The sequence below is a fragment of the Stenotrophomonas sp. EMP41 genome (assembly GCF_047495535.1).
GTDB classification, from domain to species: domain Bacteria; phylum Pseudomonadota; class Gammaproteobacteria; order Xanthomonadales; family Xanthomonadaceae; genus Stenotrophomonas; species Stenotrophomonas sepilia.
Window position 1 is genome coordinate 1,940,619 of sequence record NZ_CP179923.1, and the last position, 20,933, is coordinate 1,961,551.

The 20,933-nt window shown below is 67.8% G+C and carries 20 protein-coding genes; 9 read left to right on the forward strand and 11 right to left on the reverse strand.

The genetic code is table 11. The annotated features are described in order from the left end of the window. Window position 1: 1 nt before the first annotated feature. From ACMGRF_RS08925 to ACMGRF_RS08935, 3 genes are read right to left on the reverse strand one after another with little or no spacing between them, the layout of a single operon-like run. Window positions 2-1,255 (reverse strand): ABC transporter permease, encoded by a 1,254-nt coding sequence (locus ACMGRF_RS08925; protein WP_262223217.1) that lies wholly within the window; start codon window positions 1,253-1,255, stop codon window positions 2-4. Next, on the reverse strand, window positions 1,248-1,943 hold the full coding sequence (locus tag ACMGRF_RS08930; RefSeq protein WP_049411725.1) for an ATP-binding cassette domain-containing protein: 696 nt from the start codon (window positions 1,941-1,943) through the stop codon (window positions 1,248-1,250). Before ACMGRF_RS08930 ends, ACMGRF_RS08925 begins: the two co-directional genes overlap by 8 nt. Then, window positions 1,940-2,473, reverse strand: a complete 534-nt coding sequence (locus ACMGRF_RS08935; RefSeq protein ID WP_099496033.1) for a ZrgA family zinc uptake protein — start codon at window positions 2,471-2,473, stop codon at window positions 1,940-1,942. The genes ACMGRF_RS08930 and ACMGRF_RS08935 overlap by 4 nt, the downstream gene beginning before the upstream one ends. Window positions 2,474-2,505: 32 nt before the next feature. Between ACMGRF_RS08935 and ACMGRF_RS08940 the strand changes: the two genes are divergently transcribed. Beyond that, a complete protein-coding gene (locus ACMGRF_RS08940; RefSeq protein WP_414485850.1) occupies window positions 2,506-2,979 on the forward strand; it encodes a MerC domain-containing protein in 474 nt (157 codons plus the stop codon). A gap of 131 nt (window positions 2,980-3,110) precedes the next feature. On the opposite strand, the gene ACMGRF_RS08945 is transcribed toward ACMGRF_RS08940, so the two are convergent. Continuing rightward, window positions 3,111-4,013, reverse strand: a complete 903-nt coding sequence (locus ACMGRF_RS08945; RefSeq protein ID WP_099487083.1) for a LysR family transcriptional regulator — start codon at window positions 4,011-4,013, stop codon at window positions 3,111-3,113. 118 nt (window positions 4,014-4,131) lie between these two features. On the opposite strand from ACMGRF_RS08945, the gene dkgB reads away from it, so the two are divergent. From dkgB to ACMGRF_RS08965, 4 genes are read left to right on the forward strand one after another with little or no spacing between them, the layout of a single operon-like run. Further along, entirely contained in the window at window positions 4,132-4,935 is an 804-nt protein-coding gene (gene dkgB, locus ACMGRF_RS08950) for a 2,5-didehydrogluconate reductase DkgB (RefSeq protein ID WP_099487080.1), read from the forward strand. An 11-nt stretch (window positions 4,936-4,946) separates the two neighbouring features. Beyond that, window positions 4,947-5,894, forward strand: coding sequence for a TIGR03571 family LLM class oxidoreductase (locus ACMGRF_RS08955; protein WP_099487078.1), 948 nt, complete (start codon window positions 4,947-4,949; stop codon window positions 5,892-5,894). A gap of 19 nt (window positions 5,895-5,913) precedes the next feature. Next, complete coding sequence (locus tag ACMGRF_RS08960) at window positions 5,914-6,852, forward strand: cyclase family protein (protein ID WP_414485851.1); 939 nt, start codon at window positions 5,914-5,916, stop codon at window positions 6,850-6,852. Then, a complete protein-coding gene (locus tag ACMGRF_RS08965) occupies window positions 6,849-7,172 on the forward strand; it encodes a MoaF-related domain-containing protein (protein WP_099487074.1) in 324 nt (107 codons plus the stop codon). Before ACMGRF_RS08960 ends, ACMGRF_RS08965 begins: the two co-directional genes overlap by 4 nt. A gap of 19 nt (window positions 7,173-7,191) precedes the next feature. On the opposite strand, the gene ACMGRF_RS08970 is transcribed toward ACMGRF_RS08965, so the two are convergent. Then, complete coding sequence (locus ACMGRF_RS08970) at window positions 7,192-8,145, reverse strand: LysR family transcriptional regulator (RefSeq protein WP_414485852.1); 954 nt, start codon at window positions 8,143-8,145, stop codon at window positions 7,192-7,194. A 106-nt stretch (window positions 8,146-8,251) separates the two neighbouring features. Here ACMGRF_RS08970 and ACMGRF_RS08975 point away from each other — a divergent pair, with 106 nt between their 5' ends. Further along, the gene (locus ACMGRF_RS08975; RefSeq protein WP_414485853.1) at window positions 8,252-8,995 is read left to right on the forward strand and encodes an SDR family oxidoreductase; all 744 of its coding nucleotides are present in this window, start codon (window positions 8,252-8,254) and stop codon (window positions 8,993-8,995) included. A 139-nt stretch (window positions 8,996-9,134) separates the two neighbouring features. On the opposite strand, the gene ACMGRF_RS08980 is transcribed toward ACMGRF_RS08975, so the two are convergent. Genes ACMGRF_RS08980 through ACMGRF_RS08990 form a run of 3 tightly spaced genes read right to left on the reverse strand, consistent with a single transcriptional unit; the run spans window position 9,135 to window position 14,625 of the window. Then, window positions 9,135-12,212 (reverse strand): efflux RND transporter permease subunit, encoded by a 3,078-nt coding sequence (locus ACMGRF_RS08980; RefSeq protein ID WP_414485854.1) that lies wholly within the window; start codon window positions 12,210-12,212, stop codon window positions 9,135-9,137. Continuing rightward, the gene (locus tag ACMGRF_RS08985) at window positions 12,209-13,381 is read right to left on the reverse strand and encodes an efflux RND transporter periplasmic adaptor subunit (protein WP_049411544.1); all 1,173 of its coding nucleotides are present in this window, start codon (window positions 13,379-13,381) and stop codon (window positions 12,209-12,211) included. The genes ACMGRF_RS08980 and ACMGRF_RS08985 overlap by 4 nt, the downstream gene beginning before the upstream one ends. Further along, the gene (locus ACMGRF_RS08990) at window positions 13,381-14,625 is read right to left on the reverse strand and encodes a TolC family protein (RefSeq protein ID WP_049411546.1); all 1,245 of its coding nucleotides are present in this window, start codon (window positions 14,623-14,625) and stop codon (window positions 13,381-13,383) included. The genes ACMGRF_RS08985 and ACMGRF_RS08990 overlap by 1 nt, the downstream gene beginning before the upstream one ends. Before the next feature lie 62 nt (window positions 14,626-14,687). On the opposite strand from ACMGRF_RS08990, the gene ACMGRF_RS08995 reads away from it, so the two are divergent. Continuing rightward, window positions 14,688-15,362, forward strand: a complete 675-nt coding sequence (locus ACMGRF_RS08995) for a response regulator (RefSeq protein WP_049411549.1) — start codon at window positions 14,688-14,690, stop codon at window positions 15,360-15,362. Next, window positions 15,355-16,728, forward strand: coding sequence for a sensor histidine kinase (locus ACMGRF_RS09000; RefSeq protein ID WP_414485855.1), 1,374 nt, complete (start codon window positions 15,355-15,357; stop codon window positions 16,726-16,728). The genes ACMGRF_RS08995 and ACMGRF_RS09000 overlap by 8 nt, the downstream gene beginning before the upstream one ends. Window positions 16,729-16,871: 143 nt before the next feature. Here the strand turns inward: ACMGRF_RS09000 and ACMGRF_RS09005 are convergent, their stop codons facing one another. After that, a complete protein-coding gene (locus tag ACMGRF_RS09005; protein ID WP_414485856.1) occupies window positions 16,872-19,223 on the reverse strand; it encodes a GH92 family glycosyl hydrolase in 2,352 nt (783 codons plus the stop codon). Window positions 19,224-19,683: 460 nt separating this feature from the next. Here ACMGRF_RS09005 and ACMGRF_RS09010 point away from each other — a divergent pair, with 460 nt between their 5' ends. Beyond that, on the forward strand, window positions 19,684-19,929 hold the full coding sequence (locus ACMGRF_RS09010) for a hypothetical protein (RefSeq protein WP_414485857.1): 246 nt from the start codon (window positions 19,684-19,686) through the stop codon (window positions 19,927-19,929). A 59-nt stretch (window positions 19,930-19,988) separates the two neighbouring features. Here ACMGRF_RS09010 and ACMGRF_RS09015 read toward each other — a convergent pair whose 3' ends face one another. Then, a complete protein-coding gene (locus ACMGRF_RS09015; protein WP_262256880.1) occupies window positions 19,989-20,312 on the reverse strand; it encodes a thioredoxin family protein in 324 nt (107 codons plus the stop codon). 5 nt (window positions 20,313-20,317) lie between these two features. After that, window positions 20,318-20,734, reverse strand: coding sequence for a host attachment family protein (locus tag ACMGRF_RS09020; protein ID WP_049411560.1), 417 nt, complete (start codon window positions 20,732-20,734; stop codon window positions 20,318-20,320). Window positions 20,735-20,933 lie beyond the last annotated feature (199 nt).

Sequence of the window (20,933 nt, forward strand, 5' to 3'; positions counted from 1 at the left end):
CTCAGCCTCCCGCTGAAAGGCCATCGGTCAAGGTGCGCCGGTAAGCAAGCAACGCCGGCACCAGCCCCGCTACCGCGCTGATCAGCAGCACACCCGCCACCCATGCCAATTCCCGGCCATCCGGCCAGGCATGGGTGATCGACAGTCCGAAGGTGGCCAGTACCCAGCCGCGCCCGGCAATGCTGGCGACCACCAGCAGCGACAGGGCCAGCACGCACGCCACCGCACTGGTCGCCACCGCTTCCACCACCAGCAGGCTGGCGATGTAACCCGGCCGTGCCCCGGCGGCACGCAGGATCGCCATCTCGCGCCGCCGCTCCTGCAGGGTCGAGACCAGCAGCGCCACCAGCGAGACCATGCCCAGTGCCACCACCATCGCGCTGATCAGCCGCAGCGCCCGCTCGACGGTGCCCAGCGACTGCCATAGCTGCTGCAGCGTGACGCCGGGCAGGATCGCAAGCATCGCCTCGTCCGGATACTCGTTGATCCTGCGCTGTACCGAGAACGTGGCAATGCGCGAATTCAAGCCCAGCATGAAGGCGGTGATGCTGGTCGGGGTCAGGTCCAGATGACGCGCCTGCTCGGCGCTCACACTCTGGCTGCGCAGCTGCACGCCCGAGCGCCAATCGACATGGATCGCCTCGATGGCCGCCAGCGAGACCAGCAGCGACGAATCCACCGGCGTGCCGGTGCGCTGCAGGATGCCGGCAACACGGAACGGCTTGTCGGCATGCGTGGCCAGCGTGACCGCGCCGGTACCGTGCGCCAGCACGATCTCATCGCCGAGGACGACCTTCTGTGCCTGCGCCACCTCGGCACCGATCACCACGTCATACAGGTCATCGAACGGCCGTCCATTGGCGAACGCAAGCGCATGCCCGGCGCCATAGCGGTAATGCTCGAAATAGCCATCGCTGGTACCGACCACGCGGTAGCCGCGCCAGGAATCGCCCAGCGAAAGCGGCACCGCCCACGTCACCTGCGGCAACGCGGACAGCGCCTGGTAGGACTGCCAGGACACGTTGTTGGTCGGGTCACCGATATGGAACACCGAGTACAGCAGCAGGTTCACCGGCCCCGAACGCGCACCGACGATCAGGTCGGTACCGGACACGGTGCTGGCGAAGCCTTCGTGTGCCTGCGTGCGCACGCGCTCGACACCCAGCAGCAGCACCACGCTGAGGGTGATGACCAGCACGGTCAGGCCCACGCTCAACGCACGGCTGCGCAGGCTGGCCCAGGCAAGCTCAAGCATGGCCGGCACCTGCCTGGTTGATCTGAGACAGGGCAATCGTGCGGTCGAACAACGGCTGCAGGCTGTCGTCATGGCTGACCACCAGCACGGTGGTGCCGGACGCCTGGCACTGCGCCGACATCAGCTGCAGGAACGCAGTGGCGGCGTCGCGGTCGAGCGCCGAGGTCGGCTCATCGGCCAGCAGCAACGCCGGGCGGCCGATCAGGGCGCGCGCCGCCGCCACGCGTTGCTGCTGACCGACACTGAGCGTACCCGCGCGCCGCGGCATCAGCGCCGGGTCAAGCTGCAGGGCCTGCAGCAGGCGGGCGATCTCGGCATCCAGCGGGCCGCTGATGCGCGCGCTGCGCACGCGGGAGAAGCGCAGACCCAGCGCGATGTTGTCGCGCACGCTGAGAAACGGCAGCAGGTTGAACTGCTGGAAGATCACACCCAGGTGATCGGCGCGGAAGCGGTCGCGCGCGGCGCCGCGCATCGCCTGCAGCGCGTGGCCGGCGACCTCGACGCTGCCCTTGCCGGGCAGCAACACGCCCGCCAGCAGGCCCAGCAGCGTGCTCTTCCCGCCACCGCTGATTCCGCGCAGCAGCACACTGCTGCCCTGCTCGATCCACAGCCGCGGCACGTCCAGCACCAGGCGCCGGCCATAGCCGAACTGCACGCCATCCAGCGCGATCACCGGTGGCATGCTCACGGTGCCAGCACCACGCGCAGGTTGTCCGTGGTCAGCACGCTGCGGTTCTGGCCACGTGCGGTGGCGCTGTTGACGATCACTTCGTGCAGGCCCGGGAACAGTGCGGGCAGGCGCACGACCATGGCCCGCAGCTCGGCCGGCCTGGCGCAGTGGTACTGCAGCGTTGCGCTGAAACCCGCGTGCCGGTGCCTGCCTGACGGCGGCGCGGCAGCCGGCGCATCGAAGCCCTCGGCCTTGGCATCGTTGCCGGAAAGACGGCAGCCCGCCGCGGTTGGCAGGGTGACCCAGCTGCCGCTCTGCAGCAGCGCAGTCGCACGCGCCAGCGCGGCCTGCTCGGCTGCGTTGGCCGGCGGCCGCTCGAAATCGAGGATGCCGATGCCGGGGGCCTGCAGGACGAATTCCAGCGTCTGCTGGTCAAGCGCAACATCGACGGTGGCCTGGCCGTGCACATGCACACCCAACTGGCGGACGTCATGGGCCTGCGCGGTGCTGGCCGCCAGCAGCAGGAAAAGAGCAGCAGAACGCTTCATTGGGGAGGCTCCGATTGTTACTATGTAACATTATGGACCACATCCCCACGACGCCCGCAAGGGCCCTGGCCCAGCCGCCACGTTCGGCACGCTGGCACCCCCGCTTCGATCTTGCCGGCGCCTGGTTGTCGCTGGCCTGCGCCGCCCACTGCATCGCCCTGCCCCTGCTGCTGGCCTTCGTGCCGGCCGCGATGATGGCGCTGCGCTCGTTCCAGCATCCCGGCCATGGCGCAATGACATTGCTGCTGATGATGTCGCGCTGGGAGTGGCTGTTCGCGTTGCTGGCCTCGTCGCTTGCCTTGGTGAGTACCTCGGCCGGAGCGCATCGGCATCGGTACTGGCGCCCCCTGCGGTTGGCGTGCGTCGGCGCCATCCTGCTGCTGTCGTCCTCGCTGTACCTACCGTTGAAGGAATCGCTGCTCTGGCACGGCTTGGCGACGGCCGTGGGTGGTGTGCTGCTGGCATGCGCGCACATCGCGAACCGGCGCGCGCTGCACAAGCGATAACGCCGGCCAGCGGCCGGCGCTACCCATCCGTACATGGGCCACGCAACAGATGATGCGCAGTCGGTAGTGCCGGCCGCTGGCCGGCAGCCCCGGGGACCCGGAAGCCGGCCAGCGGCCGGCTCTACCCCGCCTTATTCGTCAAACGGACGCTGGCCGAGCGTCTGCGTCACGTGGTCGACGAAACAGGTGATGCGCGCGGCCAGCGCGGTGTTGCGGTAGTACACCGCGTTGATCGGCTGCCTCACCTCCTGCGTCTGCCTGGCGAACAACTGCACCAGGCGGCCGTCACGCCGATCCTGGCGGGTCAGGAAGTCGGACAGGCAGGCGATGCCCAGCCCGGCCACCGCCATCTGGCGCAGTGTCTCGCCACTGGACGAAGCAATCGCCGGCTCAATCACGAAAGGACCGCCATCGGCATCCTGCAGCGGCCATTCGTTCAACGAACTGGGCTGGGTGAAGCCCAGCAGGTCGTGCTCGCGCAGCTGCTCCACCCGCGTGGGCGTGCCGTGCCGTCGCAGGTACTCGGGGCTGGCCACCACGCGGATGCGGCTGTGGCCGATCGGCCGCGCATGCAGGCTCGAATCGCGCAGCACGCCGATGCGGAACGCCACGTCGGTGCGCTTCTCGATCAGGTCGGTGATGCCCTCGTTGGAATTCAGCTCCAGCTCCACCTGCGGGTAGCGCTCGCGGAAGCCCTCCAGCAGCGGCACGATCACGTGCAGCATGAACGGCGTGGCGGCGTCCACGCGCAGGCGCCCGACCGGCTGCAGCCGCCGCGCGGCCATCTGTTCCTCGGCCTCGTCGACCGTGGCCAGGATCGTGCGCGCGTACTCCAGGAACGCCGCGCCTTCCTCGGTCAGCTCCAGCCGCCGCGTGGTCCGCCGCAGCAGCGTGGTCTGCAGCTTGTCCTCCAACCGCGCCAGGGTGCGGCTGGTGGCCGAGATGGTCAGCTCCAGCGCCTCGGCCGCCGCCGTGATCGAGCCACCATCGACCACCGCCACGAAGGCCTTCAGCTCATCCAGGGTGGTTTTCATTATTTACCTCGCTGCAAAAGCATTTCCCGTATACACGGCTTAATCAACAAATGTAAAGCGCCCACACTTCGCCCTGTCCCGAGCCCGCCGGCTCTCTACGAAGTCCCTGGAGTCCATCATGAGCGTTCCTTCCTTTGGCGTCGGCACCTTCCGCCTGACCGGCCAGACCGTCATCGACTCGGTGCGCAACGCCCTCGACGTCGGCTACCGTGCGGTTGACACGGCGCAGATCTACGGCAACGAAGCCGAGGTCGGCCAGGCCATCGCCGAATCCGGCGTCCCGCGCGACGAGCTGTTCCTGACCACCAAGATCTGGGTCGACAACTACGCCGCCGACAGGTTGATCCCGAGCCTGCGCGACAGCCTGGCCAAGCTGCGCACCGAGTACGTCGACCTGCTGCTGATCCACTGGCCGGCGCCGGGCAATGGCGTTGAGGTGCGCGAGTACATGACCGCACTGGCCGAAGCCAAGACGCTGGGCCTGACCCGCCAGATCGGCGTGTCCAACTTCAACATCGAACTGACCCGGCAGGCCATCGAGGTGGTCGGCGCCGGCGAGATCGCCACCAACCAGATCGAACTGAGCCCGTACCTGCAGAACCCGGCACTGACCGCCTTCCTGCAGGACCAGGGCATCACCGTGACCTCCTACATGACCCTGGCCTACGGCAAGGTGCTGAAGGATCCGGTGCTGGCCGCCATCGCCGACAAGCACCAGGCCACCGTGGCCCAGGTCGCGCTGGCGTGGGCACTGCAACTGGGTTACGCGGTCATCCCGTCCTCGACCAAGCGCGAGAACCTGGCCAGCAACCTGCTTGCCCAGGACCTGCACCTGGATGCCGATGACATGGCCGCGATCGCTGCGCTTGACCGCAACGGGCGCGAAGTCGATCCGCCGGGCCTGGCCCCGGCCTGGGACTGAGGAGCCTGGCCATGGGCAGTGCGTTGACGCGTCTGCAGGCCGGTGGCTTCAGCATTGGCATCGAAGCACCGCTGGACAATGACTGGACGCCGCTGGGCGAACAGGCGCGACGCGACGCGCGACGCCTGCCTGGCGAACCGGACCTGCAGCGCCATGCGGAACTGGCACGGCTGGCCGACCGCCTCGGCTTCCGCGCGCTGTGGGTACGCGACGTGCCGGTGTACGACCCGGCCTTCGGCGATGCGGCGCAGGTGTTCGAGGTGTTCAGTTACCTCGGCTACCTGGCCGGCATCACCGAGCACATCCTGCTGGGTACCGGTGCGGTGGTGCTGCCGATCCGCGAGCCGTTGCTGACCCTGAAGTCGGCGCGCAGCGTGCAGCGGCTCAGCGGCGATCGCCTGCTGCTGGGCGTGGCCAGTGGCGATCGCCCGGTGGAGTACCCACTGTTCGGCCGCGACTTCGACAGCCGTGGCAGCCGTTTCCGCGAGCAGATCGCACTGCTGCGCGAAGGCGCCGCCGCCCACCTGCCGCAGGGCTTGGACGTGCTGCCCGCGGATGGCCCGGCCCTGCCGCTGTTCGTGGCCGGCCTGGCCCAGCAGCAACCGGCGTGGATCGGCCAGCACATGGACGGCTGCCTGGCCTACCCGGGCACGCCACAGGACCATGCGCAACGCGTGGCGGCCTGGCGTGCCGTGGCGGGCAACAAGCCCTATGCCAGCTTCATCCACCTGGACCTGCTCGCCGATGCTGATGCTCCGCCCCAGCGCTGGCGCTTCGGCCTGCGCGGTGGCCGCAACGCCCTGCTGTCCGAACTGAATGCCCTGCAGGCCGCCGGCGTTGACCACATCGGCCTGCAGTTCCGCCGCAACGAACGGCCGTTGGCCGAGACCTTCCACGAAATCGCCGAGTACGTGCTGCCGCACTTCCCGGCCCATGCCGGCGCCGCCGCGGCGGCCTGACCGTTACCGGAGCTTTGCCATGAAGATGAAGACCCTGGCCGCGCTTGCACTGGCTACCCTACCGCTGTCTTTCCAGGCCACCGCCGAGGACTGGTATCCCTCTGCCTATGGCGCCAACGATGAGATCGGCGCGGCCAACCTGCTGACCGCGGATGTGGTCAAGCGCGCGGTCTCGCTGGTCAGGACCGGCAAGACCTATCCGCTGGCGGTGCCGGTGGACAAGAACCTGCCCGCGTTCCGCCACCGCAGCTTCCGCCTGTACAACGTGCAGGTCGGCCAGCAGGCCGGCAGGTCGCTGGGCCCCAACAGGTTCACCTTCAACGATGAACTGGTGAACGCGTGGACCGGCGTCGGCACCCAGCTCAATGGGATCGGCCATATCGGCATCGACAACGTCTACTACAACGGCAACAAGGCCGCCGACTTCGTCACCGTCGACGGCGTGCGCAAGCTCGGCGTCGAGAAGGTGCCGCCGATGGTCACCCGCGGTGTGCTGCTGGACATGACCGCGCACTACGGCAAGGCGATCGTGCCCGGCGGCACCGAGTTCACCGTGGCCGACATCCAGGCCGTGCTGAAGAAGCAGGGCCTGAGCCTGCGCAAGGGCGACGTGGTGCTGTTCAACACCGGCTGGCTGGAACTGATCGGCAAGGACAACACGCAATTCCTGGAAGTGGAACCGGGTATCGGCATGGAGGCGGCGAAGTGGCTGGCCGACCAGGGCATCGTCGCCTTCGGTGGCGACACCTGGGCCTCGGAGGTCTACCCGAACCCGAACGGTGCCGAGGAATTTCCGGTCAACCAGTACATGCTGGCCAAGCGCGGCATCTACAACCTGGAGCTGATCGACGCCCGTGCCCTGGTCCGAGACAAGGCCTGGGAATTCCTGTTCGTGCTCGGCCAACCGCTGTATGTCGGCTCGACCCAGGTCAACATCAACCCGGTGGCGATCCGATGAACACTGCCCCCGCCTTGCCGCTGTTCGCCGGCCGCCGCTTCCGCGTCCGCTATGACGGCCTGGCCGCTGACAACATCTACAGCGCCGATGGCCGCCACGTGCAGTACGCCATCGTCTCCGGCGCCTATGCCGGTGCGCAGGGCGAAGCCGCCTGCGAGTGGCAGCAGATCAGCGAAGGGGTCTATGCCATTTCGTGGCAGGAAGCCGATGGCGCAACGGTGGTGCATGTCGATGACTTCGTCGGCGGGCGTTCGCTGGCCTGGTTCACCGCCACCGATGGCAGTTTCCATCGCATGCAGGGGTCGTTGGCAGCGCTGTGATGCCTGCCAGCGGCCGGCACTACCCCCTGCGGTCGGACAGCTTCGCGTGCTGCGTCGGTAGTGCCGGCCGCTGGCCGGCACCCTCGGACGAGTCGAACACCCCGGCCACCCAGTCAATGAACACCCGCAACCGTGGCGACGGCGTGCGGTTGCGCGGGTAGACCAGGCTCAATGGGCTTGGCGTCGGCGGTGTCTCAGGCAACAGCTCGACCAGCTGCCCGCGCGCGATATACGGGTCCATCCGGTAGCGAGGTGCCTGGATGATGCCCAGGCCTGCCAGCGCGGCCCCGAGGAACGCATCCGCGCCGGACACACGCACCCGCGCCGGCAGCGGCAGGTACCGCACCTGCCCATCCTGCTGGAACTCCAGCGGAATCAGCTGGCCGCTGGCGCTGGAGCGGTAGCCGACCATCTGGTGGCCGTCCTGCAGGGCATCGATGCTGCCCGGGGCGCCCCTGGCCTGCACATAGCCTGGCGAGGCCACCGTCACCTCGCGCAGCATCGTCAACCGGCGCGCCGCCAGATCGCTGTCGGCCAGCGTCCCCACCCGCAACGCCGCATCCACGCCTTCGCGCAGCAGGTCGACATAGCGGTCGCCTTCGCTGATGTCCAGTTCGATCTCCGGGTAGCGCTGCAGGAAGTCCGGCAGCTGCGGAAACAGCAGGTGCCGGCCCAGCGTGCCGTGCACTTCAATGCGCAACGGGCCGCGCGGCGGCGCGTCACGGAACGCGGCCTCGGCATCGTCCATGTCGGCGATCAGGCGCAGGCATCGCCCGTAGAAGGCTTCGCCTTCCAGCGTCGGCACCACCTGCCGCGTGGTCCGGTGCAGCAGGCGCACGCCCAGCCGCTGTTCCAGCGCCTTGATCGCGTCGGTCACCGTGGCGCGCGGCAGCCCGAGGTCCTCGGAGGCCCGGGTGAAGCTACGGCGCTCGACGATACGGACGAAGGCGCGCATGGCCGTGAAGCGGTCCATTGTTCGGCTATCCGGATGATGTTGGCGGATTATGCAGGATTATCCGAACGTGCGATGGCGCGAAGATGGCCCTGCGCCGCTCCGGCGTGCCCCAGTGGAAGCCACCATGACCCTCTCCCCCGCCCGCTCTGTCGCCCTGGTCACCGGCGGCTCCCGTGGCATCGGCGCCGCCATCTCCCGCCGGCTCGCCGCCGACGGCCACGCGGTCGCGATCAACTATGCGGGCCGCCGCGGCGACGCCGAAGCCTTGGCGGCCGAACTCGGCGCAGCCGGCGCGCAGGCCATCGCGCTTCAGGCCGATGTCGCCGATCCGCAGGCGGTGCGGCGGCTGTTCGATGCCATCGAAGTCCGCTTCGGCGGCATCGACGTGGTGGTCAACAGCGCGGGCGTACTGCAGTTGGCACCATTGGCCGACACCGACGATGCCCTGTTCGAGCGGGTGATCGGCATCAACCTCAAGGGCGCCTTCAATGTGCTGCGCGAAAGTGCACGACGGGTGCGCGACGGCGGGCGCATCGTCACGCTGTCCACCAGCGTGGTCGGGACCCGGCTGGAGAACTACAGCGTGTATGCGGCCAGCAAATCGGCGGTGGAGACGATGGGCGCGATCCTCAGCAAGGAACTGCGCGGGCGCAACATCACCGTGAACGCCGTGGCGCCGGGCCCGACCGCTACCGAGCTGTTCCTGGATGGAAAATCGCCGGAGCTGATCGAGCGGCTGGCGAAGATGCCCCCCCTGGAGCGGCTGGGTACGCCAGAGGACATCGCCGGTGCGGTGGCCTTCCTGGCCGGTGCCGATGGCGGATGGATCAATGGCCAGGTACTGCGCGCCAACGGTGGGATGGTGTAGGTCGCGCGGACGGCATCCACGCATGGCGTGGATCGCATCTGCGCGTGGCGCGGGGATTCGGTAGCGCCGAGCCTACGCTCGGCTGCTCTTCGCGCGAAGGCCAGACGCAGCCGAGCGTGGGCTCGGCTCTACAGTTGGGTCAGGCGCTACGGTCCTCGCGGCGCCGGTGTACCCAGTAGTACAGCGTGGGCAGTACCAGCAGGGTCAGCAGCATCGCCGACAGCAGGCCACCGATCACCACCACCGCCAGCGGCTTCTGGGTCTCGGCACCGATCGCATGCGAGGTCGCCATCGGCAGCAAACCGAACATCGCCAGCAGCGCGGTCATCAGCACCGTGCGCAGGCGCTGCAGCGAGCCCTGCACCACGGATTGCAGCAGGTCCATGCCCTGCTCGCGCAGCTGGGCGAAGCGACTGAGCATCACCACCCCGTTCAGTACCGCCTGCCCGAACAACGCGATGAACCCGATCGCCGCCGACACCGACAGAGGGATGCCGGTCAACCACAGGGCCAGGATGCCGCCGATCATCGCCAACGGCACGTTGGCCAGGATCAGCGCGGCACTGCCGATGTCCTTGAAGGCATCGAACAGCAGCACGAAGATGATCAGCACCGACAGCGGAATCACCCAGCCCAACCGCTTCATCGCACGCTGCTGGTTCTCGAACTCGCCGGACCACTCCAGCCGGTAGCCTTCCGGCAACTGCACGCTGGCCTCCACGCGCTTGCGCATGTCAGCCACCACGCTACCCATGTCACGCCCGGCGATGAAGATGCTCACTGCCTTCACCCGCTGTGCGTTCTCGCGTGAGATGTTGATCGCGCCGCTGGCCATGCGGAACTCGGCCACGTCGGACAGTGTCACCGTGTGGCCATCGCCGATGCCGACCGGGACCGTGCGCAGCCGCTGCAGGTCACGATCGGCATCGTCCAGGCGCAGGGTGATCGGGAACCTGCGGTCACCCTCCCACAGCTCGCCGACCTGGCGCCCGCCCAGTGCAGTCTCGATCACCGCGTCGATGTCGCGCACGTTCAAGCCATAGCGCGCGGCGCGGTCGCGGTCGATGTCGATCTGCAGCTGCGGCAGCGAACCGTCGCGATCGATGAACGCGCTTTCCACGCCGTCCACCGCACGCACCTGGGCCAGGATCGCCTGCGCCTGCTGGTTCAGCACGTCCAGATCCGAGCCACTCACCTTGATCACCACCTGGCCCTTGATCTGCGAGATGCTCTCCAGGATGTTGTCGCGCACCGGCTGCGAGATCGAGAACTCTGGCCCTGGAATGCGCTGCTCCAGCGTGCGCTGCAGATCGCTCACCAGCTGCCGCTTGTCCACGCCCTTCGGCCACTCTTCCTCCGGCTTCAACGCCACCAGCGCCTCGATCTGGTTGGCACCCTTGGCATCGGAGCCATCCTCCGGGCGCCCGAGCTTGGCCACCACCGTCGATACCTGCGGGAAGGTGCCGACCAGCTCGCGGATGCGCCGCGACTGCTGCTGCGCCTCGGCCAGGCTGGTGCTCGGGTCGAGCGTGGCGGTCAGCCAGATCGATCCTTCGTCCAGCTCGGGCAGGAACTCCGAACCCAACCGGGTGCCCAGCGCCAGCGTGCCGACCAGCAGCGCAACCGCAGTCAGTACCACCGCACGCGGGCGGGCCAGTGCGCGTTCCAGGATCGGCTTGTACCAGCCGGTCAGGCGGTCCATCAGTGGATTGCCATCGCGCATGCGGTCGCGCCGCAGCCACCAGTAGCAGAACAGCGGCACTACGGTCAGTGCGAGGATCAACGCACCGATCAATGCCGAGGTCACCGAGTACGCCATCGGCGCGAACATGCGGCCTTCCTGTCGCTGCAGGGTGAAGATCGGGATGTGCGCGGCGATGATGATCAGCATCGAGAAGAACGTCGGCCGCCCCACCTCCGATGCAGCTGAAAGAATGGTCGAGAACCTCGCCTTCCGGTCGGCTGCGGAGGGCAGCTTCGACAGCCGCGAAACGATGTGCTCGGTCACGATCACCGCGCCATCGATGATGATGCCGAAGTCCATCGCCCCCAGCGACAGCAGGTTGGCCGGCACGCCCCACAGATGCAGGCCGAGGAAGGTCGACAGCAGCGCAAGCGGCATCATCGCCGCCACGATCAGTGCGGCGCGGGCGTTGTACAGGAACAGCCACAGCACCAGGAACACCAGCACCGCGCCTTCCAGGAGGTTGCGGAAGACGGTTTTCAGCGTGGTCGAGACCAGCCACGAGCGGTCGTAGAACGGCTCGATGCTGACCCCGTGCGGCAGCTGGTTGGCTTCGATCTCCGCGATGCGCGCATGCAGGGCGTCGAGCACGTCGGACGGATTCTCGCCCTTGCGCATCAGCACCATGCCGAACACCGCATCGTCATTGTCGTCCTGGCCGACCAGGCCTTGCCGGGGCAGGCCGGTGTCGGCAATGCCGGCCAGGTCGCGCACCAGGATTGGCGTGCCCCCGCGCTGCGCAACCACCACGTTGCCGATGTCCGCCGGCGAACGCATCAGGCCCACGCCACGGATCAGGAACTGCTGCTGGCCGCGTTCCACGTAGCCGCCGCCGGCATTCGAGCTGCCCTTCTCCAGCGCCTCGGCGAACTCACCCAGGCTGATGCCACGGTCACGCAGCTTGTCCAGGTCCGGCTTGACCTGGAAGGTGCGCGCGAAGCCGCCGAAACTGATCACATCGGCCACGCCCGGCACGGTGCGCAGGCTGCGCTCCATCGTCCATTCCTGCACGGTGCGCAACTGGGTCGGCGTCATGTGCGGGCCTTTCAGCACGTACCGGTAGATCTCACCCACCGCCGAACTCATCGCCTCCAGCTCCGGGGTTACCCCTTCCGGCAGCTCCACGCCCTGCAGGCGCTCCAGCACCTGCTGGCGCGCGAAGTAGTCATCGGCCTTGTCGTCGAAGGTCAGGATGATCATCGACAGGCCGAACTGGGTATGCGAGAACAACCGCACCGAATGCGGAATGCCGGACAGCGCCACTTCCAGCGGCATCGTCACCTCGCGCTCGACCTCTTCGGCGGCGCGGCCCGGGTGCAGCGATACGACCGTCACCTGGGTATCGGATACATCCGGGAAGGCCTCCACCGGCAACACGCGGAACGCAGCAATGCCAGCGCCGATGAACAGCAGCAGCGCCAGCATCACCATCAGTGGCTGGCGCAGGCAATAGGCAATCAGGCGATCGATCATGGGGCGGCGTGCCCCGTGCCGGTGCTGGCGGCTGCCGGCGCGCTGTCCACCAGCTGCTGCAGCAGCAGGCCCCCCTCGACCACCACCCTGCTGCCCGCCGCCAGGCCTTCACGCACCCACAGGCGGCCGTCACCCAGTTCCTCGGCGTGCACGGCATGGCGCACGAAGCGGCCCTTTGCTTCCTCCACGAACACCACCTGCTTGCCGTCGATCAGCAGCACCGCAGCGTCGGGCAGCGAGACACCGCCCTCGGCCGGCAACGCGACCTGCGCACGCACGTACTGGCCGGCCTTGAATGCCCGTGCCCGGTTGTCCAGCTCGGCGCGCGCCTGCACCACGCGGCGCTCGCTGTCGACGAAGTCATCCACGTGCTGCAGGGTCGCCTGCAGCGGCCGTCCATCGGCGCCGGCCAGGCTCACCTGCATGCCCGCCCTCAAGCGCCCTGCCTGGCTCTCGGGAACATCCAGCAGCAACCACAAGCGGTCCGGATCGCCAATCACTGCCAACGGCTGTTCGCTGTCGGGGCTGACCGCCATGCCCGGGCTCATCCGCCGTTCCACCAGCACGCCGTCGATGGGGGCGCGCAGCGGCAGGCGCTGGTCGACGTGCAGGCCATTGCCATACGCCTTGGCGAAGGCGGTCGCACGCGCGTGATCGGCCTGGCTGCCGGCAAAGTTGGCCTCGGCCTCGTCCAGTTCACGGCCCGATGCCACACCCGCCGCATGCAGCTCGCGGATGCGATCCAGTTCCCTGCGGGCCTGTTGCAGTTCGGCGCGGCCGCGCACGCCGTCGGCCTGGGCCTGGCCGAACTCGGGCGAAGTGATCCAGGCGATCACCTGGCCCGCCTTCACCTTCTGCCCCGGCTGCGCATCGATACGCGCCACCTGCCCCGCCAATGGCGTGCGCAGTGCACTGGAGCGGGTCTCGTCCCAGTCCACCCGACCCGGCAGCTGCAGGCTGGCGCTGGCGCCGGCGGTTACCGCCTCGCTGCGCAGCACGTCCAGCTGGCGACTGCCGGCCGGAAACTGGATCTGGCCGCCGCTGATCTGCGGCGCGTCCTCGATGTACGAGGCCGGCTCGCGGCCGCAGCCACCCAGCAGCGCCAGCGCCAGCAAGGCCGGCAGCACGGCGTGTCGCGCCCGCAGGCGATGGGCGACAGTGGACTTCATCAGGACTCTCCTTCAGCAACGGATGTGGCCGCTTCCCAGCGCGCCAACGCAATGGCATGGTCGGCACGCGCCTCGATCAGCGCAGCCTCGAAGTCGCGCCAGCTACGGCGCGCATCCAGCAGATCGGTCAGGCTGGCGGCACCGCGGCGATAGGCCAGTTCGATGCCCCGCACCGCCTTGCGTGCAGCGTCGGACTGCAGCCCTTCATAGTCGCTGCGACGCTGCGCGGCGGACTGCGCGCTGGCCTGCAACTGGTCCAGTTCGGCGCGCGCTTCGCGCTGCAGCACCTGCAGTTCCAGCGCGGCACTGTCACGGTCGGCCTCGGCACGCTGGATCGCGCCGCGTGCACGCGACGGGCCGCCCAGCGGGATGGTCAGCGACACGCCCCAGGTGACGCCGCTGATGTCGGTCGGCTCGCGTTCGGCTTCCACGCCCAGCTGGACGTCGCGATGGCGCTCGCTGCGCGCCAGTGCTACACCGGCATCGGCCGCGGCCAGGCGCGAACGCGCCGCACGCAGATCGGCACGCTGCTGCGGATCGAACGCACGCGTTGCGGCAACGGCTGCGGGGTCGGGCCAGGGATCATCGGCACTCAGGTCACCGCTGTCGTCACGGCCGAGCAGCAGGCCCAGCGCATGCCGCGCATCACGCAGATCCAGCACTGCCTCGCGCGCCGCGTCGGCCACCGCCAGGTCGTCCACCGCCAGCCGCGCGCGGTCGACCGGCGCCATCGCCCCGGTGGCAACCTGCTTGTCGGCTGCCGCCATCTGTTCGGCCGAGCTCTGGCGATTGGCCTCGGCAATCTGCACCCGCTCCTGCGCGCGCTTCAGGCCGAAGTAGGCCTCATGCAGCGCTACCTGCTGCCGGCGCCGGGTATCGAGCATCTCCAGCCCGGCCACTTCCAGCAGTGCATCGGCCTGGCGGATGCGCAATGCGCGCTTGCCACCGCGCTCCCAGGTCCAGCCCAGGCCCAGCGTGCTGTCCACCCGCTTGTCCTGCCAGCGCCCCGGGCCGATGCCGTGCTTCGGGCTGATCTTGCTGCTGCCGATCGACAGCTCGGCCGCTGGCCGCAACGCGGCGGCCTGCGCGTCGCCCTGCACCCCGCGCAGCTCCAGCGCCGCCGCACGCAGGTCCGGGTTATGCGCTTCCATGGCGCGCTGCGCCTCCTGCAGGGACAGTGCCGATGCCGCAGGTGCGCACAGGAGGGCAGCCAACACAGCCGCAAGACAAGGGGAGAAATTCATGCGCGTCACGGTAAGGTGACGCACTTGCGCCAATCTTGCCCCAACCTTGCACGAAGCTTGCAATGCGAATCCTGCTGATCGAAGACGACGCCGCCCTGGCCGATGGACTGATCCGTGCCCTGCAGGGCACGGGTCATCTGTGCGACCACCTTTCGCGCGGACTGCATGCACCCGCTGCACTGGCCAGCGCGCCATATGACGTAATGGTGCTCGACCTTTCATTGCCCGACGTCGATGGCCTCGACCTGCTCTCGCGCCTGCGCAACGACGGTGTGACCCTGCCGGTGCTGATCCTCACTGCGCGCGACGGTGTAGAAGACCGTATCCTCGGCCTCGACCGGGGAGGCGACGACTATCTCGCCAAGCCGTTCGCACTGGGAGAGCTGGAAGCACGCCTGCGTGCGCTGTCACGCCGCCGCAGCGACGCACCTGCGCAGAAGCGGTTGGGTCGCCTGTGCTTCGACAGCATCCGCAATGAAGTGCAGGTGGACGGCCAGCGCATCGAACTGACCGCGCGTGAGCTGTCGCTGGTCGAGGCCCTGATGCAGCATCCCGGCCGCACCGTCACCAAACAGCGCCTGTTCGACGCGCTGTACAGCTGGGACCACGAGGCCAGCCTGTCGGTGATCGAAGTGCATGTCAGCCGCCTGCGCCGCAAGCTGGAACAGGCACGTGCCGGTGTCGGCATCCGCATGCTGCGTGGGCTTGGATACCGCTTGGAGGCCGTGGGTGACTGAGCGCGTGCACAGCCTGCGTGACCTGCTGCTGAGACGCCTGTGGCTGCCACTGCTGGTGCTGCTGCTGTGCAGCGCGGTGGGTTCGTTCGCGCTGGCCCGTTTCTACGCCGGCCAGGTCTACGACCGCTGGCTGCTGGACTCGGCGATGTCGCTGTCCGAGCTGGTGACAGTGCAGGATGGCCGCGCTTCGATCGAGATCACCCCGGCCGTATCGCGCATGTTCACCTGGGACACCGCCGACGAAGTGCATGGCGAGGTGGTCGACGCTGCAGGCGGGCGCCTGTATGGCGACCTGCCCGAAGCACTGCCGCGCCCGGGGAGCGCTGCCGCCGATGAGGGCGCGGTCTACTACGATGCGCGCCTGCGTGGGCAGCCAGTGCGCATGGTCGAAGTCGTGGTCAGCGCCGGGCCGGGCCATGACATCCGGCTGCGCGTGGCCGAGACGCTGCGCAAGCGCCACCGGCTGGAACGCAAGCTGCTGCTGACCAGCATCCCGTTCCAGGCCGCGATCCTGGCACTGGCGGCGTGGCTGGCGTGGTCGGGCACCGGAGCCGCCGCACGCCACGCCAACCTGGTCGCACGGAAGCTGGCCAGCCCGCGGCCGGATCCATTGGCACCGCTGGACCCTGCGCAGGAAGCTCCACGCGAGCTGTGGCCGGCGGTGCAGGCGTACAACGCACTATTGCAGCGACTGGACGCGATGCAGGCGGCGCAACGGCGCTTCGTCAGCAACGCCGCGCACCAGCTGCGAACGCCGCTTGCGGCGATGCAGGTGGAGCTGGAGAGTTCCTTGCGCCAGCATGATCCGCAAGCGCAGCAGCTGGCGCTGTCGGGCACGCTGGCCGGGTTGGCGCGGCTGCAGCATCTGGTCAACCAGCTGCTGATGCTCAGCCGTTCCGAAGATCCCCATGGCAGCGCGCTGCCGCTGCAGCCGCTCGACCTTGCCGCGCTGGCGCGTGGCGTGGTCGAGCGTTACGCCGATCGTGCGTTGGCTGCAGGCGTGGACCTGGGTTACGACGGACCCGACGACAGCGTGCAGATACAGGGCGATCCACAGCTGCTGCGCGAGGCGCTGGGCAACCTGCTGGACAACGCGCTGCGCTATGGCGCCGCGCCCGGAGTGATCACCCTCGGCGTTCGGCAGGAGACCGACGGCGTGCAGGTGTGGGTGGACGATGACGGCGCCGGCATCGCCGAAGCGGAACGCGCGCGCGTCACGGAACGCTTCTACCGGTCCAGCAGCGAGGGCGACGGCTGCGGGCTGGGCCTGGCGATCGTGGCCGAGATCGCGCAGCGGCATGGCGCGATGTTGAAGATCGAAGCGGCGCCGCTCGGTGGCGCGCGCGTGGGGCTGCGGTTTCGCTGAGCGTTGTTGAATTGCCCTTGTAGAGCCGAGCCCATGCCCGGCTGCTCCTGGCACGATGCCTGAGCCGAGCATGGGCTCGGCTCTACAGGTTCCTGGTCACCCGTGAAGCGTGCCGACCAAGGTCGGCACCTACCGAGTGCGCATCACCGGCTCATCGAATACGGCGCCTGCGCGCCCTGTCCCGGCCAGTCCTTGTTCGGCTCGGCCTGCATGCTGAAGCGCAGTTCGCCACCGGCCAGGATCTCGTCATGGCGCAGGAAGGTGCGCTGCAACGGCGTGCCGTTCAACGTCACGCTGCCCACATACGTGTGCTTGTCATCCAGCCCCTCGGCCACGATGGTGAAGGTCTTACCGTTCGGCAGTCGCATCGCGGTCTTCGGCAGGAACGGACGGCCAAGAATGTATTCGCCCGAGCCCGGCGCGACCGGGTAGAAGCCCAGCGCAGTGAACACATACCACGCCGACATCTGGCCGACGTCATCATTGCCGGCCAGGCCATCGGGGCGGTCGGCATACTGGGTATCCATGATCTGCTTCAGGCGCGCCTGCGTGCGCCACGGCTGTCCGGCGTACGAATACAGGTAGGCCACGTGGTGGCTGGGCTCGTTGCCATGCGCGTACCAGCCGATCAGTCCCGTGATGTCTTCCATGTGCTCGAAGATCGACGGATCCACCTTGGCGCTGAACACTTCGTCCAGGCGCGCGAGCAGTTTGTCGCTGCCGCCGTGCGCGGCGGCCAGCCCGGCCACATCCTGCGGCACGTACCACGAATACTGCCAGGCGTTGCCTTCGGTGTAGTCGGTGCCGTAGCCGCTGGCGCTGGGGTCGAACGGCGTGCGGAAGCTGCCATCGCGTTTGCGCGCGCGCATGAAGCCGGTGTCCTTGTCGAAGGCATTGCGCCAGTTGCCTGCGCGCTTGTCGAAGGTCGCCGCGATATCTGCCTTGCCCATCGCCTGCGCCATGCGTGCAATGGTCCAATCGTCGAAGGCGTATTCCAGCGTCTTGCTGGCCGCTTCGCCCTCCTCATCGATCGGCACGTAGCCCAGCTCGCGGTACTGCGCGATGCCGTCGTAGGGGCCGTAATTGGCGGTCTCGACCATTGCCTTCAATGCCTTGTCGGCATCGAAGCCACGAATGCCCTTCACGTAGGCATCGGCGATCACTGGCACGGCGTGGTAGCCGATCATGCACCAGTCTTCCAGGCCATGGAACGACCACACCGGCAGCATGCCGTACGGGCTGTGCTCATGGTGCGCCAGCATCGAACTGACGAAGTCGCTGTTGCGCTTCTCCGGCTGCACCAGCGTCAGCAGCGGGTGCAGCGCACGGTAGGTGTCCCACAGCGAGAACGTCGAATAGTGCGTGAAGCCGTCGGCCTTGTGCACTGCGTTGTCCGAACCGCGGTACTGGCCATCGGCATCCATGAACAGCGTCGGCCCCAGCATCGTGTGGTACAGCGCGGTATAGGCGCTGCGCCGCGCATGTTCCGGCGCGTCGATGTCCAGCACGGACAGCGCCTGCGTCCACTCCTGCTTCGCCTGCGCACGCACGCGGTCGAAATCGAAGTCAGCCACTTCCGCGTCGAGGTTGGCGATCGCGCCGGCTTCGCTGACCGGCGAAATGGCCACCTTCACCACCAGCGGTGCGTCGAGCTTGCCGAATGCGAACGTGCCGACCAGCTGGCGACCCTCGATCTGTGCGCGCTGCGCCGGGTCCTTCTCGCCCGGCGGCGGGAAGCCCTTGTAGACGATGTCCTGCTCGGTGTTGTGCAGTTCATGGCCAGCCAGCGGGCGCGAAAAGCGCATCGCGAAGAACAGCTGGCGACCCGGCGCCCAGCCGCGGGTTTCGCGGAAGCCGGTCACGGTGCCGTCGGCGCGCACCCGCACCCGCGACCACAGCACCTTGCCCGGGTAGTCGTACATGCTGGTGCGCATGTCCAGCAGCACCTTGGCGTCGGTGCCCTTGGGGAAGGCGTAGCGATGCATGCCCACGCGCGCACTGGTGGTCAGCTCGGCGCGCACCTTGTAGTCGTCCAGGGTGACCGCGTAGTAGCCCGGCTCGGCCTTCTCGTCAGCGTGGCGGAACCGTGAGGCGTAACCGCTGCGTGGCTTCTCCGGATCGCCGCGCTCCAGGCCGGGGTTGCCGGTGAACGGCATCAGCAGGATGTCGCCCAGATCGGAATGGCCAGTGCCGGAAAAATGCGTGTGCGAGAAGCCGACGATGCTGCTGTCGTCGTAGCGGTAGCCGGCCGCCCAACCGTAGGCCTTTTCGCGCGGCTGGATGCGCGTGTCCGGGCTGAGCTGGACCATGCCGAACGGTACCGTGGCCCCCGGGTAGGTATGGCCTTCTCCGCCTGTGCCGATGAACGGGTCGACCGAGCCATAGGCGCGTTCGGCGGCGGATGTCGCCGGAGCCGCCAGCGCTGCCCCGGAGGCAAGCACGGCGGTCGCGGCGAAAGCGATCAGGAAACGACGGTCCAGCATGGGCATCGGCATTTGGATCGATTCAGGTGGTAGTCCGATCCTAGCACCGGCCCTGCCCTGTCGCATGCTGCAGTGCGGCCGCCGGAACCGGCACGATGATTTGCACGTAATTGCATGGCCGGACGACGAGTCGCCTCATAGCCTTGCGGTCTCCCGCTTCCCTATCGGTGCCAATACGGCAATGGATGTCCATACAAGCACTTCTGAAAGACCGCGCCTTCGGAGCGGGAGAAAGCGAGACGAACCATCAATTGGTGCGCAGCGCCTCGATCTGCCCAGGATGGCGCCGCAGCGGACATCCCGCTGCCGGGATTGGAACCCCCGAAAAGAAGGACAGAGATAGCTCGTCGTAACTGCGGCGGGCGCTGCGTGTGGCCGTCAGGCCCTCCGGTTTTCTCTGTTCCTTCCGGGAGTTCCAAGCACGCGTCGCCCGCCACCCTTGCGGTGGCCCTCGCACCCAAGGAGTTTCCGCATGAAACACACGCGTCCGCTCAGCCCGGCCATGGAGTCGCTGTTCCAGCGCATCGAACAGGCCCTCAACAGTGCCGAAGGCATGGCCATCCTCGTCGGCGAACAGTACGGCCCCGAGCCGAAACCTCCCGCGCCGATGGGCTACGACGCCAGGCAGATCGCCAACGCGATGGTCATGCTGAGCCAGCATGGACGGTGCCTGTTGCAGAAGCTGCGTGCGGAAGCGGAAAAGGTGACCTATCACTAGGTCGCCCTGCAGCCGAGCCTGCTCGGCGCCGTGCGCACCGCACGCAGCGATTGCTGCCTTCAATCGGGCAATGCGCCCTGCAAGGTGGCGAGGTCGGCGCTGTCGATCGGCCTCACCACGCGCGCCACTTCCTGGCCGTCATGCAGCAGCACCACGGTGGGCCACAGTTTTACCTTGAAAGCACGCCCCAGCGGCTTTCCCTTGCCATCCTCGATCTTCCAATGCACCAGATCGTGGGCGTCCACAAACGCCTGGAGTGCGGGCTGCGCGGCCTGGCAGTGACCACACCAGGGTGCACCGAACTCGAGCAGCAGCCAGCCCGCCTGAGCTTCCACGTCCGCGCCGGCGGGCTCCGCCGCCGGGTAGTCACGCATGAACGGCATGGTCGTTACCCCGCCAAGACCTTCTGGATGTCCTCCACCGGCGAATTGGTCAGGTCCTTGGCAATATCGCCCAGCAGGCGGGCCTGGACCTCCTTGTGCAGCAGCGGGCGGATACGGCCCAGCGTGGTCGGGTCGGCCACCAGTACCAGGTGTGCATAGCGGTTGTTCAAGGCATCTTCGTTGAGCTGCTCGGCCACCTGCTTGGCGAACGTCGCCTCGTTGAGCTGGGAGATGGACATGTCCTTCGGCACCGCACCGGCCGGGCCCTGACCGGAGACGCCCTGCTCGCTGATGTCCTGCAGGCGCAGCTCGCCTTCCTGCTTCAACGCCAGCTGATGTTCGCTGCCAACGTTGGTGAACACGCGAGCCGAACCACCGTCGGCGACGATGATCAGCGTGCCTTCGGGAATGCGACGGGTCATGCGATGCTCCTTCTCGATTGCGTTCGGCACTACCGTAGACAGCGCTGCGTGAGGGCTGCGGCCAGAGTTCGTTCAACGCATGTCATCGCATGCAGTGCGGATGAACAGGCGTAATGAAACACAGCGTGCAGATCAGCCCGCTTCGCTGCATGCTCACGCCCGATGCCGTTATGATGAACGGATGATCGACACGACCCAC

Bases quoted from the DNA above. Each gene is read 5' to 3' on its own strand.
- ACMGRF_RS08925 (WP_262223217.1), bottom strand. From the start codon at position 1,255: ATGCTTGAGCTTGCCTGGGCCAGCCTGCGCAGCCGTGCGTTGAGCGTG.
- ACMGRF_RS08935 (WP_099496033.1), bottom strand. From the start codon at position 2,473: ATGAAGCGTTCTGCTGCTCTTTTCCTGCTGCTGGCGGCCAGCACCGCG.
- ACMGRF_RS08940 (WP_414485850.1), top strand. From the start codon at position 2,506: ATGGACCACATCCCCACGACGCCCGCAAGGGCCCTGGCCCAGCCGCCA.
- ACMGRF_RS08945 (WP_099487083.1), bottom strand. From the start codon at position 4,013: ATGAAAACCACCCTGGATGAGCTGAAGGCCTTCGTGGCGGTGGTCGAT.
- dkgB (WP_099487080.1), top strand. From the start codon at position 4,132: ATGAGCGTTCCTTCCTTTGGCGTCGGCACCTTCCGCCTGACCGGCCAG.
- ACMGRF_RS08955 (WP_099487078.1), top strand. From the start codon at position 4,947: ATGGGCAGTGCGTTGACGCGTCTGCAGGCCGGTGGCTTCAGCATTGGC.
- ACMGRF_RS08960 (WP_414485851.1), top strand. From the start codon at position 5,914: ATGAAGATGAAGACCCTGGCCGCGCTTGCACTGGCTACCCTACCGCTG.
- ACMGRF_RS08965 (WP_099487074.1), top strand. From the start codon at position 6,849: ATGAACACTGCCCCCGCCTTGCCGCTGTTCGCCGGCCGCCGCTTCCGC.
- ACMGRF_RS08970 (WP_414485852.1), bottom strand. From the start codon at position 8,145: ATGGACCGCTTCACGGCCATGCGCGCCTTCGTCCGTATCGTCGAGCGC.
- ACMGRF_RS08975 (WP_414485853.1), top strand. From the start codon at position 8,252: ATGACCCTCTCCCCCGCCCGCTCTGTCGCCCTGGTCACCGGCGGCTCC.
- ACMGRF_RS08980 (WP_414485854.1), bottom strand. From the start codon at position 12,212: ATGATCGATCGCCTGATTGCCTATTGCCTGCGCCAGCCACTGATGGTG.
- ACMGRF_RS08985 (WP_049411544.1), bottom strand. From the start codon at position 13,381: ATGAAGTCCACTGTCGCCCATCGCCTGCGGGCGCGACACGCCGTGCTG.
- ACMGRF_RS08990 (WP_049411546.1), bottom strand. From the start codon at position 14,625: ATGAATTTCTCCCCTTGTCTTGCGGCTGTGTTGGCTGCCCTCCTGTGC.
- ACMGRF_RS08995 (WP_049411549.1), top strand. From the start codon at position 14,688: ATGCGAATCCTGCTGATCGAAGACGACGCCGCCCTGGCCGATGGACTG.
- ACMGRF_RS09005 (WP_414485856.1), bottom strand. From the start codon at position 19,223: ATGCCGATGCCCATGCTGGACCGTCGTTTCCTGATCGCTTTCGCCGCG.
- ACMGRF_RS09010 (WP_414485857.1), top strand. From the start codon at position 19,684: ATGAAACACACGCGTCCGCTCAGCCCGGCCATGGAGTCGCTGTTCCAG.
- ACMGRF_RS09015 (WP_262256880.1), bottom strand. From the start codon at position 20,312: ATGCCGTTCATGCGTGACTACCCGGCGGCGGAGCCCGCCGGCGCGGAC.
- ACMGRF_RS09020 (WP_049411560.1), bottom strand. From the start codon at position 20,734: ATGACCCGTCGCATTCCCGAAGGCACGCTGATCATCGTCGCCGACGGT.